Genomic DNA, 15,639 nt, shown 5'->3' on the forward strand with positions numbered 1-15,639 from the left:
CGGTGGTTCCGGAGGCCATGTGCGCCACTTCCTCGTGTGCGGTGGGGACGGGTGGGTGTCGGAACACCGTAGGAAAGCGCAGGTCAAGGGCACATGTGGTGGGGCAACATAGTTCGCGGGCGGTGTGTGCGTGCGGCCACCATGCCGGCTCGGGGAAAGGCGGTTCAGGGGATCGATGGTGGTCGAAACGAGCGCCGTCCGGGACGCGTAGTTCGGGGTGATTTGGTGGTGCGGTGCTGACTCCCGTGCTGTTTTGGTGCTGACCAAAAGCCCATGTCATCACCCGTCTTCACCTGTCCCGTGCTGACTACGCTCCGTTGGTATGGGCAGGGTGCTGCGCCCAGGCGCGGTGCGCGTTCGTCCCGGCAGATTCTTCGTCTGCTGGTGGTACACCGTCCCGACCGCTCCTGGCCTGCGAAAATGGCCTATGTCATGTAGCATAAGTTACCGTTAGGTAGCTTCATGGTGTACTTCACCCATGCAAGGAAGGCGCACAGCATGGTCAACAGTCCGCTGTCCGAGCGCGGGCTCTTCGGACACGCAATCGTCGGGGTAGCGGCCGTATGAGCCCGCGCAAGGGTGGCAGCCGGGATCGAATGGTGCTCAGTGCCGCGGTGCTGCTGCGCGAGTACGGAGCGAGCGCGACCAGCATCGACCGCGTGCTCGGGCACAGCGGTGCCCCGCGCGGCTCGGTCTACTACCACTTTCCCGGCGGGCGGGCGCAGTTGATCGACGAGGCAGTGACGTTCGCCGGTGACTTCATCGGCAGTCTGATCGAGAACATGACGCAGGCCCACGACCCGGTGGAGGCGATCGACGCCTTCTTCTCCATGTGGCGCGAGCAGCTCGTTGACAGCGAGTTCCGGGCCGGCTGCCCGATCGTGGCTGTGGCAGTGGAGAGCAACGACGAGGCCCCGCAATTGGCCCGTTCCGCGGCCGCGGTCTTCGGGCGATGGCAGGAGGCGCTTGCCGCCAAGTTCGTCCGGCACGGACTGCCCGAGGAGCGGAGCAAGCGGCTGGCCGCCTTCGTCGTCGCCGCGGTCGAAGGCGCGGTGATCATGTGCCGGGCCGAGCAGAGCGCCGCCCCGTTGGAGGCGGCCGCAGCGGAGATCCATGACCTGTTGACCTACGCCCTGCGCGACCTGCCCGACACCGGCCCAACACAACGACCTTGACCACCTGTCACCCGGATTTCCCTCCCATCACAAGGAACCGCAATGCCCACGCTCGATCGCCAGGACAACGTCTTCGTCCTCGACCTCGGGGACGGCGAGAATCGCTTCCACCCCGACTGGCTCGCCGCCGTCAATGCCGCGCTGGACGAGGTGGAGAAGGCGGACGGGTCGCGTGCTCTGGTGACCACCGCCACTGGGAAGTTCTACTCCAACGGCCTGGACCTGGACTGGCTGTTCGCCCACGCCGACCAGCGAAAGGAGTATGTCGCCAGCGTCCACGCACTCCTCGCACGGATGCTGTCGCTGCCTGTGATCACCGTGGCCGCCCTGCAGGGGCACACCTTCGCAGCCGGCGCGATGTTCTCCCTCGCGCACGACTTCCGTGTGATGCGGGCCGACCGCGGCTACTGGTGTCTGCCCGAGGCCGACATCAACATCCCCTTCACCCCGGGGATGTCCGCGCTGATCCAGTCCCGGCTGACCCCGCAGACCGCGCACGAGGCCATGACCACGGCCCGCCGCTACGGGGGCCAGGACGCCCTCGCCGTAGCCCTCGTCGACCGCGCGGTGGACGAGGATGCCGTAAGCCGGACCGCCATCGAGATCGCCCATGCTCAGGTCGGAAAGGCCGGCGACACGCTCGGCACCATCAAGGCCCGTATGTACGCATCCGCTCTGGACGCCTTGCGGGACGGGGACATCTCTCTCGGCTGACTCCGCCCCGGGCACCGGGTGCCCGTTCGTGAACGGCTCGTCTCCGTGGTCGATCCCGGACAGCGGCGGCGAGCGGGCAACGTGTCGGGCCGCCCGGAACGGTCCGCCAACCTGCGCGGCTTGAGTGCGCAGGTCCACTGCCTGCGTCCGCACACGGCACCTGTCGTTCGCGGACGCGGAAGCGGACCGAACCAGTACAGCCGCACGGCTGTTGAGACGGCCACACGGCTGTCGATGAGGAGGACGAGCAGATGACGCACCCGCCCCAGGCCACCGAGGCCACCTGGCACAAGACCGCCTGCATTCTGTGCGAGAACAATTGCGGGGTGCAGATCCAGACCGACGGCCGCCGCTTCGCGAAGATCCGCGGCGACAAGGACCACGTCCTGACCAACGGATACACCTGCAACAAGGCCCTGCGCCTGGACCACTACCAAAACGGTGCGGAGCGGCTGACCACGCCCCTGCGCCGGGAGGCGGACGGCAGCTTCACCCCGCTCGACTGGGACACCGCCATCCGCGAGATCGCCGCCCGGCTGAAGGCGGTGCGCGACACCCATGGCGGTGAGTCGATCTTCTACTACGGCGGCGCGGGGCAGGGCAATCACCTCGGTGGCGCGTACAACGGCGCCCTCATGCGCGCCCTGGGCGCCCGCTACTCCTCCAACGCTCTTGCCCAGGAGAAGCTCGGCGAGGCCTGGGTCGACGCCCATCTGACCGGTGGGCACACCGCGGGCGAGTTCGAGCATGCCGAAGTATCGATGTTCATCGGCAAGAACCCCTGGCAGACACACGGTGTGCCGCGCGCTCGCACCGTGCTCAAGGAGATCGCCAAGGACCCGACCCGCACGATGATCGTGATGGATCCGGTGCGCACCGAGACCGCCGACCTCGCCGACGTTCACCTTCAGGTGAAGCCAGGGACCGACGCCTGGTGCCTGGCCGGCATCCTCGGCGTCCTGGTCCAGGAAGACCTGATCGACCACGCGTTCCTCGAGGCCCACACGGTGCAGGCCGAGGAGGTGCTTCCGCACCTGAAATCCGTGAACGTCGCCCGGTGCGCCGAGGTGTCCGGCCTGGACGAGGATCTGCTGCGCACCACCGCGCGGCGCATCGCCGCCGCCTCCAGCGTGTCGACGTACGAGGACCTGGGCGTGCAGCAGGGCCCCAACAGCACGCTCATCTCGTACCTCATCAAGCTGATATGGCTGCTGACCGGGAATTTCGCCAAGCCGGGAGCCATGCAGCCGCACTCGTGGAGTGCCCCGCTGGCCCGTTACACCACCCGGATCCGCCGCACCCCCGTCACCGGTGCCCGCATGCTCGGAGGCGTGGTGCCCTGCAACGTCATCGCCGAGGAGATCCTCACCGACCATCCGAAGCGGTTCCGCGCGATGCTCATCGAGTCGTCCAACCCGGCCCACTCCCTGGCGGACTCCGCCGCCTTCCGGGAGGCGCTCGCGGCCCTCGACCTGGTCGTCGTCATCGACATCGCGATGACCGAGACCGGCCGCCTGGCCGACTACGTGCTGCCCGCGTCCTCGCAGTTCGAGAAGTGGGAGGCCACCTTCTTCAACTTCGAGTTCCCGCGCAACTCCTTCCATCTGCGGGCCCCGGTCCTCGACCCGCTGCCCGGCACGCTGCCCGAACCGGAGATCCACGCCCGCCTTGTCCGGGAACTGGGAGTCGTCCCCAACATCCATCTGGCGGTGCTCCGCACAGCAGCCCGCCTGGGCCGGACCCCCTTCAAGCTGGCGTTCGCCGCACTGGCGGCTGTCGACAAGAAGGTCCTCGGCATGGCCCCGTACCTGCTGTACGAGACCCTCGGCCCGACCCTGCCCGACGGCGCCCGGTCGGCCGCCGTGCTGTGGGCGCTCGCCCAGCGCATCGGCCGCGAGTATCCCCAGGCCATGCGCAGGGCCGGACACACGAATGCCGACGCCCTCTTCGACGCGATGCTGGCCGGCCGTTCCGGCATCACCTTCACCCAGGACGAGTACGAGGACGCCTGGCGGTACGTGGCCCACCCCGGCCACCGCATCCCGCTGCCCATCCCCGAACTTCTCGGCCTGCTCGATGCCTTGGACAAGACTGCATCGGTGCACACCACGGAAGAGTTTCCCTTCGTCCTGGCCGCCGGACAGCGCCGGGCATTCACCGCGAACGCCATCTTCCGCGACAACACCTGGCGCAAGCGCGATCCCGACGGCGCCCTACGGATCAACCCGCACGATGCGGAGCAACTCGGCCTGACCGACGGCGCCCGCGCCCAGATCACCACCGGGCGGGGAACCGCCCAGGCCACCGTGGAGGTCGACGGCCGCATGCAGCCCGGCCACGCCGCCCTGCCCAACGGCTTCGGCCTCGACCTCCCCACCGCGGACGGCACCACCGAACGCACCGGCGTCGCCCTGAACACCCTCACCGACCTGCGCTGGCGCGACCCGATCGCCGGCACGCCGTGGCACAAGCACGTGCCTGCCCGCATAGAGGCCCTCCGGGACTGAGGAGCGCTGGGTGACCACAGACCGGTGCAGGAACCGAGACCCGGTCCGCCAGCGAGCGGACCGGACCCGTCGGGCAGTACCCGGCGATGAAACAGCGGCCGCCGTAGATCATCTCAGTGTGGCCGTCGCCGAACGGCAGGTAGCAGTCCCCGCGAGCTGGAGCGTCTCACAGTGAGACTCCCCCCTTCGGTGCCCTCCGACATGCTCAGGACGACGCCTCACGGTGGAGCGTGACGAGTGGGAGGGCGGACATGGCGAAACAGCTGTGGGGGCACCGAGAACGGCTGTTGGCCCTGGGCGGTGCGGTGGCGACGGTCGCGGGTGCCCCGGCCGGTCCCGGGGTCGCCGTCACGGGTGTCGTACTGGGGTGCTGGGAGGCGTGCGGCCTGTGGCTGTGGAACGCCTGGACCCGAGGAGCGAGGAAGGGCACATGACGCTGACGGCGTCCACCCACCGGATCGAACGCTGTGGGCGCCACGTCACCTCCCGGCGTCAACCCTTCTCCGGCCCCAGCCGGATCCCGTACGCCGTGATCTTGCGGTAGATCGTCGCCCGGGAGATGCCCAGCGCCTTGGCCGCCTTCGCCCTGTCTCCGCCGTGGTCGAGGAGGGACTGGACGATCAGGTCGCGTTCTGTTGACTCCCAGGCGGACAGGGGGTGTTGAGCCTGGGAGAGCAGGGACGGCGGGAGGTCGGACTCCACGATCAGGGGCCCGAACGGTGCGCCTGCGCGTATCGGAGTGAGCCGTCGAGTTGGCGGACGTTCCCTGGCCAAGGCGTCCGGGAGAGGGCTCGCAACGCGTCGTCCGTGCACCGGATGCCTCCGCTGTCGCCACCCTGGCGGGACAGCAGGCAGGTCACGAGCGCAGGGATGTCGGTCGTACGGTGTCGCAGCGACGGGACCGTGACCTCGGCCCCGAACCGCGCCCGCACCGCGGCGGCGGGTTTCGCCTGCCGGGACGAGACCCGGCCGGCGGGACGAGCGCGGCCGGGACGGCGGGGACGGGGACCCCCGCCCCGTCGGCTACGTCCTGCTGTGCCGTGTGCACGCTTACGGCGATCTCCACGTCGAGCTCATCAACTACGACGAGGAGATGCTCCTCTCCGGCATCCCGCCGCGTGAGGCCCGCACCACCGTCGCCGCGGTACAGCCCCTCACCCATGACATCGTCCGGCTCGGCCTGATGATCGACCCGGCTGACGAACTGCCGTACCGCACCGGGCAGTACCTGGACATCCAGGTGCCCGGCACCGACCAGTGGCGGTCGTTCTCCATGGCGGGCCTGCCCGCTGAAGGGCCCGGCGGCCGACTGGAGTTCATCATCAGGCGCTACCCCGGCGGACTGTTCTCCAGTTTCAGCAGCTCGGGGAGTCGTTGGCAACGCGTCGTGACAACAGCGTCTTGCCGTCGGTGTCCAGCGCGAGGCTGTGATGGTGTCCCTTGCCGCTGTCGAGTCCCGCCCGTATCCGTTTCCGATTGCGCTGCGCGTTCGAGCGCTGAGGCTCGTCCCGCCTCAACTCCACTCGCTCTCCTCCTGGGTTCACTTCAGCCCTTGCTAAGCGGACTGCAGTCCGCTACGTTCTCGCAGTAGCGGACAACGATCCGTTTAGCGGCACTTCAGCACCGGATACGGCTAAGACCCATGGCCGACTACCGGCCTTCGTGCCCAGCAATGCGCCGGTACGCGACCGGCGTACGTCACCACACCTGCCCATCCGACCCAATCGCGTTCTGTCTGCGGAGGGACCAAGTGCTTGACATCGCCCAAGAGTTGAGTCGATGGGCCGAGGAGGGCCGCGAGTTCGCCGTGGCCACCGTTGCCGGTGTGAGCGGCAGCGCGCCACGCGGACTCGGGGCGGCCCTGGCCGTCGACCGCGACGGCACCGCCATCGGATCGGTCTCCGGCGGTTGTGTGGAAGGAGCCGTCTACGACCTCTGCACGCAAGCGCTCGCGGATGGCAGGTCGGTCGTCGAACGGTTCGGCTACAGCGATGAGGACGCCTTCGCTGTCGGTCTCACCTGCGGCGGGATCATCGACATCCTGGTCACGCCGGTCACCGTCGACGCACCGGTCAGGACGGTGTTCCGGTCCGCACTGACCAGCGCCGCCCGCAACGAGCCGGCCGCCCTCACGCAGGTGATCCGCGGCCCGGCCGAGCTCCTGGGCAAGAGCCTGCTCGTTCGCCCCGACGGCACGTACGAGGGATCGCACGGAGACGACCAGGCTGTGCTGGACCGGACCGCGGCCGCCCAGGCGCACGCCCTGCTGGAGGCCGGCCGTACCGGCACCGTCGAGATCTCCGAGGACGGATCGCTCTGCCCCGGTGGTCTCGCCCTGCTCGTCGAGGCGAACACGCCTCCTGCCCGCATGATCGTGTTCGGGGCGATCGACTTCGCGGCGGCGCTGGTCAGGGTCGGCAAGTTCCTCGGCTACCACGTCACCGTGTGCGACGCCCGCCCCCTCTTCGCCACCCGGGCCCGCTTCCCGGACGCCGACGACATCGTCGTCGACTGGCCCCACCGCTACCTCCGGAGCACATCGACCGACGCGCGCACCGTCCTGTGCGTTCTCACCCACGACGCCAAGTTCGACGTACCCCTGTTGCAGGAGGCCCTGCGGATGCCGGTCGCCTACATCGGTGCCATGGGCTCCCGCCGCACCCACGCCGACCGCGAGCGCCGATTGCACGAAGTCGGCCTGAGCGAGCGTGAGTTGGCTCGGCTCAGGTCACCGATCGGCCTCGACCTCGGCGCCCGTACGCCCGAGGAGACCGCCCTGTCCATCGCGGCGGAGATCATCGCCACCCGACACGGCGGCACAGGCGTCCCTCTCACCGACGCCCAGATGCCAATCCACCGCGACGCAGGTCAGCTGGCCGTACTGCGAGCCGTACTGGGAGTCGCCTGAAGGCCGCGCCCGACGCGTCACCAGCAAGGCAACCGAGCCTCTCCGGGCCTTTCGGGTGTGGAGACGAGCAAGACCACATCCATATACCGCAGATCAATTTGGAGACTGTCATGAAGTCCCACATTCTCAGCCGCCGCGTCACTCTCATCGGCGTCGGTGTCCTCACCGCAGCCGCACTGACCGTGGGCACCACTGCCTTCGCCGGCACGGACACCACACCGAAGTCGTCCGCCGCGGCTTCGTTCGCCTCCCAGGAGGCCAAGGAAGCGCGCAACAAGCGAATCGCGCTCGCCTTCGTGGACCTCGCCCTCAACAAGAAGCAGCCGCAGAAGGCCGCCGACCTTTATCTGCGCGATCCCTACATCCAGCACAATCCCCAGATCACCAACGGCAAGGCGGCGTTCGTCACCTGGGCGACGAACTTCATCAAGGCTGTACCGGACGTCGAAGTGGACTTCAAGCGGGCCATCGCCGACGGCGACCTCGTAATGATCCACAGTCGGCTGACCACCTCCGCGACGGACCGTGGCACCGCGGTTGCCGACATTGTCCGGTTCAGGAACGGCAAGATCGTCGAGCACTGGGACGTCCTTCAGGCCGTGCCCGAGACCGCGGCCAACGGCAACACCATGTTCTGACCTCGTAGGAGCCCTGCACCTGATGGCGCCGCCCTGTGCGGGTCCTGTCCGGCTCGCCGTGCTGCGGCCGGGGGAGTCGGAGTGCCGAGGGTCGGTCCGCCGCGCTCAACGCAAACCTGGTCGCGGTATCCCGCCCTGCCGTCCGGCGACAACCACCCTGTTCCTGCCGCTCGTTGACGGAACAGCAGCCCGCCTGGGCAACGGGCACGGGGCACCCTCGCTGGGCACGGCCACCGGTAGGCCCCTGACAACCACCCGTACCCCAACGAGGGAGAGTGGACGATGTCCATCGAACTTCCCGACTCAGCCGTATCCGAATCCGCCGAGCCCTCCTCGGCGCCGACCCGGCGTACCTTCATCGCGACGACCACTGTGGTCGGAGGGGTGGCCCTGGCCGGCGGCCTGGTCGCGGTGTCGCCCGGGCTCGGTGCCGATGAGGCGGAGGCCGCCGAGGCGCCGCCCGGCAGTCGCGTTTCTCTGACGGTCAACGGTGTCCGGCGCACAGTCACGGTCGACAACCGCACCTCGCTGCTGGACCTGCTGCGCGAGCACCTGGATCTGACGGGTTCCAAGAAGGGTTGCAACGCCGGTGCCTGCGGCGCCTGTACGGTCCTGGTCGACGGACGCCGGGTCAATTCCTGTCTGACGCTGGCGGTGCGGCTGGAGGGTGCCGAGGTCACCACGATCGAGGGCCTGGAGAAGGGCGAGCGGCTCCACCCGCTGCAGCAGGCGTTCATCGACCAGGACGCCTTCCAGTGCGGCTTCTGCACCCCCGGCCAGATCGTGTCCGGTACCGCGTGCATCCAGGAGGGCCACACCGGCTCCTCGGAGGAGATCCGGGAGTGGATGAGCGGCAACCTCTGCCGCTGTGGCTGCTATGTGAAGATCGTGCGCGCGGTCGAGCAGACCGCCCGCGGGAAATGAGGCCCGGCCATGTATCCCTTCTCCTTCACCAAGGTCTCCGACACCCGGGGCGCGCTCGACGCCGGTCGCCGAGGCGGGCGTTACATCGCCGGTGGCACCACGCTGGTCGACCTGATGCGTGAGACCGTCGAACGCCCTGACACGCTGGTCGACATCAGCGCTCTGCCCCTGCGCGAGGTGACGGCCACCGAGCGCGGCGGTCTGCGGATCGGCGCGCTGGTGCCGATGGCCGAGGCCGCGGCCCACTCCAAGGTGCGCACCCTGTATCCCGTGATTTCCGAGGCGCTGGAGCTGAGCGCGTCGCCCCAGCTGCGGAACATGGCCACCATCGGCGGCAACATCATGCAGCGCACCCGCTGCACCTACTTCCGCGACGTGTCCGCCGACTGCAACAAACGCGAGCCGGGCTCCGGTTGTGCGGCCCGCGAGGGCTTCAACCGCACCCACGCGATCCTGGGCACGTCCGAGTCCTGTGTGGCGACGCACCCTTCCGATGTCGCCGTGGCCTTCGCGGCGCTGGAGGCGAGCGTGCACCTGCTGGGCCCGGACGGCGGGCGCACCGTTGCGTTCGCCGACTTCCTGCTGCGGCCGGGCAGCACCCCGAACGACGAACAGGCGCTGCGGAAGGGTGAGTTGATCACCGCCGTGGAGATCCCGGCCCTCCCGCGCCCGCTCAGGTCCGGCTATCTGAAGGTGCGTGACCGGCAGTCGTACGAGTTCGCCCTCACCTCGGCGGCCGTCGCGCTGCACATCCGCGGTGGTGTGATCCGGGAGGCGAAGGTGGCCGCCGGAGGCGTGGGCACCGTGCCCTGGAAGCTGCCCGCCGTCGAACGGCAACTGATCGGCGAGCGGCCCTCGAAGGCCCTGTGGGCCGAGGCCGCCGAGCACGCCGCGGCCGGGGCCCGCCCCCTTCGGCACAACCGTTTCAAGGCCGAGCTGCTCAAACGCACCGTCGAACGCCAGTTGCGTACCGTAGGAGGCACCAAGTGAGCCAGCCACAGGCAGCCGTCGGCGCGTCGGTGCCCCGGGTCGACGCACGGCTGAGGGTCACCGGGAGATCGAAGTACGCCGGCGACAACAGCCCCGACGGGGTCGTGCACGCGGTCATCGTCGACAGCACGGTCGGCCGCGGCCGTATCACCGGCATCGACGCCCGCGCCGCCGAAGCCCAGACCGGCGTGGTGAGGGTGATCAGCTACCTCAACGCGCCCAAGCTCCCGCCTCTGGAGGGGTGGTATCCGCCCCCCTCAACGCTGCGCGCCTTCCAGGACGATCGGGTCCGGTTCTTCGGGCAGCCCGTCGCGGTGGTGGTGGCGTCCACGCTGGAGGTGGCACAGCACGCCGCGAGTCTGGTGAAGGTCTCCTACGACGCCCAGCCTCCCTCGACCGACATCAGCGCCGCCGAGCCTGCGGATGATCCCGAGACCTATGCGCGCGGCGACGCGGAGGCGGCTCTGGAGGCCGCCGACGTCAAGCTGGACCTGGCGTACCGGATGGCCCGCAACCACCACAACCCGATGGAACCGGCCAACACCGTCGCCCGCTGGGACGGTGACAAGCTCACCCTCTGGGAGAAGACCAACTGGGTGAGTGGCACCGTGATGGCCATGACCGCCGAGTTCGGCCTGCCGCCGGGCAATGTCCGCGTCATCGCGCCGGTCCTCGGCGGCGGCTTCGGCAGCGCCGGCCGGACCTGGGTGCACACCGCCATCGCGGCCATGGCCGCCCGCGAGGTGAAGCGCCCCGTGAAACTCGCGCTCACCCGCAAGCAGACGTACTTCGGCGTGGGATTCCGGCCCGCATACGAGTACGGACTGCGGCTGGGCAGCGACCGGCGGGGCCGCCTGCGCGCGTCGGCGCACGACGTCCTCGCCGAGACCTCCAGCTACGAAACGCACAGCGAAGGCGTTCTCGAACCCGGCCGGATGCTCTACAGCACGCCCAACGTCCGTCAGGTGTACGCGCACGTACCGCTGAACGTGAACACGCCGACCTACATGCGCGGCCCTGGCTACGCCAACGGCGCCTTCCCGGTCGAGTCGGCGATGGACGAACTCGCCCACGAACTGGGCCTCGACCCGATCGAGCTCCGGCTGCGCAACGAACCCGCCGAGGACGAGTCCACCGGGCTGCCGTTCTCCACCCGCCGCCTGCGCGACTGCTACCGCGTGGGCGCCCGTGAGTTCGGCTGGCACCGGCGCAAGCCCAAGCCCCGCTCGACGCGCGACGGTGACTGGCTCATCGGTATGGGTATGGCCTCCGGGGTCTACGACACCGCGCGCAGCGAGGCCGAGGTCTCGGTCAGGCTGGACGCCGACGGCACCGCCCTGCTGCAGTCCGGCACCAGCGACATGGGTCCCGGCACGGCCACGTCCATGAGCCAGGTCGCCGCCGACGCCCTCGGCCTGACCATGCGTCAGGTCACCTTTCGGCTCGGCGACTCCCTCATGCCCCAGGCCCCCGTCCACGCCGCCTCGCAGACCATGGCCAGTGTCGGCTCCGCCGTCCAGGACGGCAGCGACAAGCTGCGCAAGCAGGCGATCAAGCTCGCGGTCGAGGACGAAGGGTCACCGCTGCACGGCGTCGACCCCGCCGACGTCGTGGTACGCGGCGGCCGGCTGCACGTCAAGAACACCCCCGCGCGCGGGGAGACCTACCAGCGGCTCCTGGCCCGCAACGACCGCACCCACCTCGAAGCGCTCGGCTCGTACGCCGGGGCGCCCGAAACGGGGGGGAAGTTCTCCTTCTACGCCTACGCCGCGACCTTCGTGGAAGTAGCCGTCGACGCCCGCCTCGGCCTGGTACGGGTCCGGCGCATGGTCGGTGTGTACGACGCCGGCCGGATCATCAGCCCGAGACTCGCCGACAGCCAGGGCATCGGGGCGATGATCGGCGGCATCGGCCAGGCCCTCCTGGAGCACACGGTCACCGACCACCGCGACGGCAGGATCGTCAACGCCAACCTCGCCGACTACCTCGTGCCGACCCACGCCGACATCCCCAAGGACCTGAAGGCCTTCTTCATCGACGGGGAGGACTATGCGGCCGACCCGATCGGCGTCAAGGGCCTCGGTGAGATCGTCATCGTCGGAGTGGCGCCCGCCATCGCCAACGCGGTCTTCAACGCCACCGGCCGCCGCATCCGCGAACTGCCCATCACCCCCGAAGCACTGCTCTGAACGCCAGGCCGGGTGGGTCCACCCGCTGGCCACCCGGGCGTTCCCACCCACGTCCGGCGGCTTACTCCCCCTCGCCGCCGGGCATCAGGGCCGCCGCCGAACCACCCTCCCCCGGGGCGCGACGGCGGCCCGCCCAAGCAACCCGCCTCTGATCATTGCGCATCATCGTCACCGGGCGCTGGACTACCGGGGCTCCGCCGCCGTCACCGCGGCCGGGTATGACGACGTCACCATGGCGCAGAGCAAACTCCCGCAGCACGTGTACGCCGACGCCATCCGCCTCGGTGAACTGGCTCGAGCCCCTCTGGTGACCAAGCAGGCCGTTGTCTACCTGTCGACGGGACCCGACGCGGCCGTGATGAGTTGCCGTACCTCATCCCGTGCATCCGTTCGCGCCGGCTCGGGACTCACGACCGAAGCCCTTGTTAAGCGGACTGCTGTCCGCTAGGTTTTGTCGTACCGGACTATTGTTCGGTTGTGTCTTTCGTCGGTGGTGGCCGCATGCGGCGTGAAGGCGAGTGATCACGACCGGCGCCGACGGGCGGCGTCGCCGGTCCGCCTGACGCCGGCCCTTAGCTGTGAGCCGATCGGCCGCGCCGTCAGCTTTGGGTGACCCCGGAAGGCCTTCTCGGCATCCAAGGGGCGTGAGCGACGTCGGGCATCTTCGGACGCCATGGTCGCGGCCACACGTTGACGGGATGCGATACATCGCCCTCGCCCTTTGCGTCCCGAGCCACGTCCAACATCGCCAGTCCTTCCGAGACAACGGAGATGAACCATGAATCTGCCCCGCCGAAACGTGTTGACCGGGGCGGCCGCCGCCGCGGCCGCTGTCACTCTGAGCGGATCACCGGCGAGTGCGGCGCCCGGTGGAAGTCCGCACACCGGCTCAACCCACCTGGCGAGAGAGTCTGGCAGTGGCACGCCGAAAGGCCGCATCCTGATCCGCAACGGCCACGTCATCGACACTGAGCCCCAGCCGGTCGCCCACGCCCACACCGACGTCCTGATCGAGGGGGGCAAGATCACCGCCGTGGGGCGCAACCTCCGCTCCAAGGGCGCCGTGGTCATCGATGCCACGGACCGCATCGTGCTCCCGGGCTTCGTGGACACCCACCGGCACGTGTGGCACTCGGCGCTGCGCAGCGCGGCCATCGACATCGAACTCGGCGCCTACTTCCGCCTCCTGGGGCAGGTCGGCCCGAGGTTTCGGCCGCAGGACGTGCGCATCGCGACCCTGGCCGGGGCGCTGGAGTGCCTCGACGCCGGCATCACCACCCAGCTGGACTTCGCGCACATCGCGTACTCGCCCGAACTGGCGAACGCCGCCGTCGACGCACTGGAGGAGGCGGGGCTGCGCGCGGTTTTCGCCTACGGCACGCCGGTCAACGTCACCGGGGGCGGGAAGCTCGCCGACGTCCGCCGGATCCGCGAGCGTCTGGCCGACGACAACGCGCTCGTCACCATGGCCTACGCCCCGCTCGGCCCCCTGTCCACCCCGATGGAGACGGTGGCCAGGGACTGGCGGATAGCCGACGAGCTGGACCTTCCGCTGACGATCCACCTCGCCAGCAGCCCCACCAACGAACAACCCCTCTTCGCCCTGCGCGAGGCCGGCCTGCTCCGCGAGAAGACCCTCTACGTCCACGCCAACGGCATCGGCGACGACGAGCTGAAGCTGATCGCCGACTCGGGCGCCACCGCCTCGGCCACGCCGGGCGACGAGGCCGGCCGCCTGCGGCGCGCTGGTATCACCACCGGCACCGGCATCGACACCGTCGCCTTCGCCCCCGGCGACATGTTCTCCACGATGCGGGCAGCACACCTCGCCGGCCAGATCGCCGAAGATCCCCAGCTGACCGCCAAGGACGTCCTGCGGATGGCCACCCTGGACGGCGCCGCCGCGATGGGACTGGCCGACCGCACCGGATCACTCCGCCCCGGCAAGCAGGCCGACGTCATCCTGCTCCGCCTGGACGACCTCAACATGCTCACCGCCGAGCGCGACCCCATCGGAGCCGTGGTCACGGAGGCGCAGCCGCACAACGTGGACACGGTGCTTGTGGCAGGCAAGGTCGTGAAGGCCGGGGGCCGACTGGTCCACGCCGATCTCCGCCGTACCGCCCGGGCCCTGCGCGCCACCGCGTCCACGATCAACGGTCGCTGACGGGAACCACGGCCTCCGACCCTGACCGCAGCCAGTCGCGTTCGAGGGTGGTCATCTTGTTATCCCGTTCCGCGCGGGGGAGTTCGTAGGGCGATCCGCGTCCGGGTCGGACACCGCGGTGATGCGCAGAGCGGGTCCGATGCCGCCGACGCGTTCAGCCGTGTGTCAGATTGGCTTCGGCGAGGGCCCCGGCAGGCACCCGCGTTCGTAAGGCTGCCCCGAGGGTTCGGACGTGTGCGCCATTCCGGGCGCATCCTGGGGGTGGCGCCCCGGGCTGACGCCTACCAAGGGGCCGAGGTCGGGACGGCGATGCCGCTACCTTAGGTGAAAGCTTTCAGTGAAGCTATCGCGCTAGTGACCTATAGTGTAGAGGTGACAGCGACATCAGATCCCGTGGACGCATGGATGCAGGCGTGGCGTGCGGAACTGCCCGAGGTCGTGTTTCCCTCGTCGGAGCTGAGTAAGCGGATCATGTTCCTCTCCGCAGCCCTGGACCGCGTGACGCGGCGCGATCTGACTGAATTCGGGCTGACGGTCGCCGAGTTCGACGTGCTGGTGACGTTGCGCAGAGCCGGTGAGCCGTATCGCATGAAGCCCAACCAGTTGGCTCGCTCCCTGATGCTCTCCACCGGCGGTACCACCAACGTCATCCACCGCCTGGTGGCCCGCGGCGCCGTCGAGCGGGAGGACGACCCTGCTGACGCCCGAAGTACCTGGATACGGTTGACGCCGGATGGCGTCGAACTCGCCGGGCGCGCGGTCCTTGCCATGTCGGCCGAGCACGATGCCTTTTTCGAGGGCGTGCCGGCAGAAGTCGTCGATGCCGCGACCGCCGCGCTTCGGGACCTCATCACCGCCTGCCCGGGCCTGCTCCCCCGCGGCTCAGCGGCGCGGGACGCCCGAGCCCAGGGCCGAGTCTGAGGATCGCCGCATCACGGGGTGTGCGGGCGCCTCGAAGAGCACCGGGCGGGACCGTGGTCGTGGCGTGTCTGACCTGTAGTGCTGATGTGCACGCGGGCGGCGGCATCGCGTCGTGACAGTGGACAGGACGATGGGCGGGAGGGCCCGAACAGCACGCTCCAGCGGGACTTGGCCAACGACCGGGGGAGTCGGCGTGGGCCGCGATCGTGGCCGTCAGTGAGTCCGGGCAGTCGGACGGTCCTGTGCTGTGTGAGTCGCTAGGGGGCATGGACGTCGCCGCCGTCACGCACAGGGGCGCCGGTGCCGAGAGGCTTCCGGGATCTCGATGACGTATCCGCCCTGTGCGCGGCCGTCGTCGGGGGCGCGGGCGGTGTGTGCGATTCCTGCTCGCGGCAGGCGTGCTCCGCGGCTGTCCTCGGTGGGGAGCCGCGCCCCACCTCTCCGGCCGCCGACGACCGGCGGGGACGGTCCCTGTCATCGCGATGCGAGCGGCGACCGGCCGACTG

13 protein-coding genes are annotated in these 15,639 nt (G+C 69.4%); 12 read left to right on the forward strand and 1 reads right to left on the reverse strand.

Annotation, left to right across the window (positions count from 1 at the left end; translation table 11 throughout):
• The first annotated feature begins 596 nt into the window (after positions 1-596).
• The 4 genes from P1P75_RS01955 to P1P75_RS01970 all read left to right on the forward strand — a co-directional run bounded on the left by P1P75_RS01955 (position 597) and on the right by P1P75_RS01970 (position 4,830).
• Positions 597-1,175: a TetR/AcrR family transcriptional regulator gene (locus P1P75_RS01955; RefSeq protein WP_319251158.1), complete on the forward strand. Its 579-nt coding sequence runs from the start codon at positions 597-599 to the stop codon at positions 1,173-1,175.
• A 42-nt stretch (positions 1,176-1,217) separates the two neighbouring features.
• Positions 1,218-1,889: an enoyl-CoA hydratase-related protein gene (locus tag P1P75_RS01960; RefSeq protein ID WP_319251160.1), complete on the forward strand. Its 672-nt coding sequence runs from the start codon at positions 1,218-1,220 to the stop codon at positions 1,887-1,889.
• Positions 1,890-2,140: 251 nt separating this feature from the next.
• Positions 2,141-4,396 (forward strand): molybdopterin-dependent oxidoreductase, encoded by a 2,256-nt coding sequence (locus tag P1P75_RS01965; protein ID WP_319251162.1) that lies wholly within the window; start codon positions 2,141-2,143, stop codon positions 4,394-4,396.
• Between the two features lie 251 nt (positions 4,397-4,647).
• On the forward strand, positions 4,648-4,830 hold the full coding sequence (locus tag P1P75_RS01970; protein ID WP_319251164.1) for a hypothetical protein: 183 nt from the start codon (positions 4,648-4,650) through the stop codon (positions 4,828-4,830).
• Between the two features lie 58 nt (positions 4,831-4,888).
• Here P1P75_RS01970 and P1P75_RS01975 read toward each other — a convergent pair whose 3' ends face one another.
• The gene (locus P1P75_RS01975; RefSeq protein ID WP_319251166.1) at positions 4,889-5,098 is read right to left on the reverse strand and encodes a helix-turn-helix domain-containing protein; all 210 of its coding nucleotides are present in this window, start codon (positions 5,096-5,098) and stop codon (positions 4,889-4,891) included.
• A 481-nt stretch (positions 5,099-5,579) separates the two neighbouring features.
• Between P1P75_RS01975 and P1P75_RS01980 the strand changes: the two genes are divergently transcribed.
• The 8 genes from P1P75_RS01980 to P1P75_RS02015 all read left to right on the forward strand — a co-directional run bounded on the left by P1P75_RS01980 (position 5,580) and on the right by P1P75_RS02015 (position 15,133).
• Complete coding sequence (locus tag P1P75_RS01980; protein WP_319251342.1) at positions 5,580-5,987, forward strand: FAD-binding oxidoreductase; 408 nt, start codon at positions 5,580-5,582, stop codon at positions 5,985-5,987.
• A gap of 159 nt (positions 5,988-6,146) precedes the next feature.
• Complete coding sequence (locus P1P75_RS01985; protein ID WP_319251168.1) at positions 6,147-7,304, forward strand: XdhC/CoxI family protein; 1,158 nt, start codon at positions 6,147-6,149, stop codon at positions 7,302-7,304.
• A gap of 110 nt (positions 7,305-7,414) precedes the next feature.
• Positions 7,415-7,942, forward strand: a complete 528-nt coding sequence (locus P1P75_RS01990; RefSeq protein ID WP_319251170.1) for a nuclear transport factor 2 family protein — start codon at positions 7,415-7,417, stop codon at positions 7,940-7,942.
• A gap of 282 nt (positions 7,943-8,224) precedes the next feature.
• A complete protein-coding gene (locus tag P1P75_RS01995; RefSeq protein WP_319251171.1) occupies positions 8,225-8,866 on the forward strand; it encodes a (2Fe-2S)-binding protein in 642 nt (213 codons plus the stop codon).
• A gap of 9 nt (positions 8,867-8,875) precedes the next feature.
• Positions 8,876-9,856 carry a xanthine dehydrogenase family protein subunit M gene (locus P1P75_RS02000; RefSeq protein ID WP_319251173.1) on the forward strand — a complete coding sequence of 327 codons (981 nt, stop codon included), beginning with the start codon at positions 8,876-8,878 and terminating at the stop codon, positions 9,854-9,856.
• Entirely contained in the window at positions 9,853-12,045 is a 2,193-nt protein-coding gene (locus P1P75_RS02005) for a xanthine dehydrogenase family protein molybdopterin-binding subunit (protein ID WP_319251175.1), read from the forward strand. Before P1P75_RS02000 ends, P1P75_RS02005 begins: the two co-directional genes overlap by 4 nt.
• Before the next feature lie 778 nt (positions 12,046-12,823).
• Positions 12,824-14,212: an amidohydrolase family protein gene (locus P1P75_RS02010; RefSeq protein ID WP_319251177.1), complete on the forward strand. Its 1,389-nt coding sequence runs from the start codon at positions 12,824-12,826 to the stop codon at positions 14,210-14,212.
• A 393-nt stretch (positions 14,213-14,605) separates the two neighbouring features.
• On the forward strand, positions 14,606-15,133 hold the full coding sequence (locus P1P75_RS02015; protein WP_319251179.1) for a MarR family transcriptional regulator: 528 nt from the start codon (positions 14,606-14,608) through the stop codon (positions 15,131-15,133).
• Positions 15,134-15,639: the final 506 nt, after the last annotated feature.

The sequence above is a fragment of the Streptomyces sp. ID05-39B genome (assembly GCF_033794725.1).
In the GTDB taxonomy this organism is placed as follows: domain Bacteria; phylum Actinomycetota; class Actinomycetes; order Streptomycetales; family Streptomycetaceae; genus Streptomyces; species Streptomyces bobili.

Coding starts and splice junctions, on each gene's coding strand:
- P1P75_RS01955 (WP_319251158.1), top strand. CDS start 597: ATGGTGCTCAGTGCCGCGGTGCTGCTGCGCGAGTACGGAGCGAGCGCG.
- P1P75_RS01960 (WP_319251160.1), top strand. CDS start 1,218: ATGCCCACGCTCGATCGCCAGGACAACGTCTTCGTCCTCGACCTCGGG.
- P1P75_RS01965 (WP_319251162.1), top strand. CDS start 2,141: ATGACGCACCCGCCCCAGGCCACCGAGGCCACCTGGCACAAGACCGCC.
- P1P75_RS01970 (WP_319251164.1), top strand. CDS start 4,648: ATGGCGAAACAGCTGTGGGGGCACCGAGAACGGCTGTTGGCCCTGGGC.
- P1P75_RS01980 (WP_319251342.1), top strand. CDS start 5,580: ATGATCGACCCGGCTGACGAACTGCCGTACCGCACCGGGCAGTACCTG.
- P1P75_RS01990 (WP_319251170.1), top strand. CDS start 7,415: ATGAAGTCCCACATTCTCAGCCGCCGCGTCACTCTCATCGGCGTCGGT.
- P1P75_RS01995 (WP_319251171.1), top strand. CDS start 8,225: ATGTCCATCGAACTTCCCGACTCAGCCGTATCCGAATCCGCCGAGCCC.
- P1P75_RS02000 (WP_319251173.1), top strand. CDS start 8,876: ATGTATCCCTTCTCCTTCACCAAGGTCTCCGACACCCGGGGCGCGCTC.
- P1P75_RS02010 (WP_319251177.1), top strand. CDS start 12,824: ATGAATCTGCCCCGCCGAAACGTGTTGACCGGGGCGGCCGCCGCCGCG.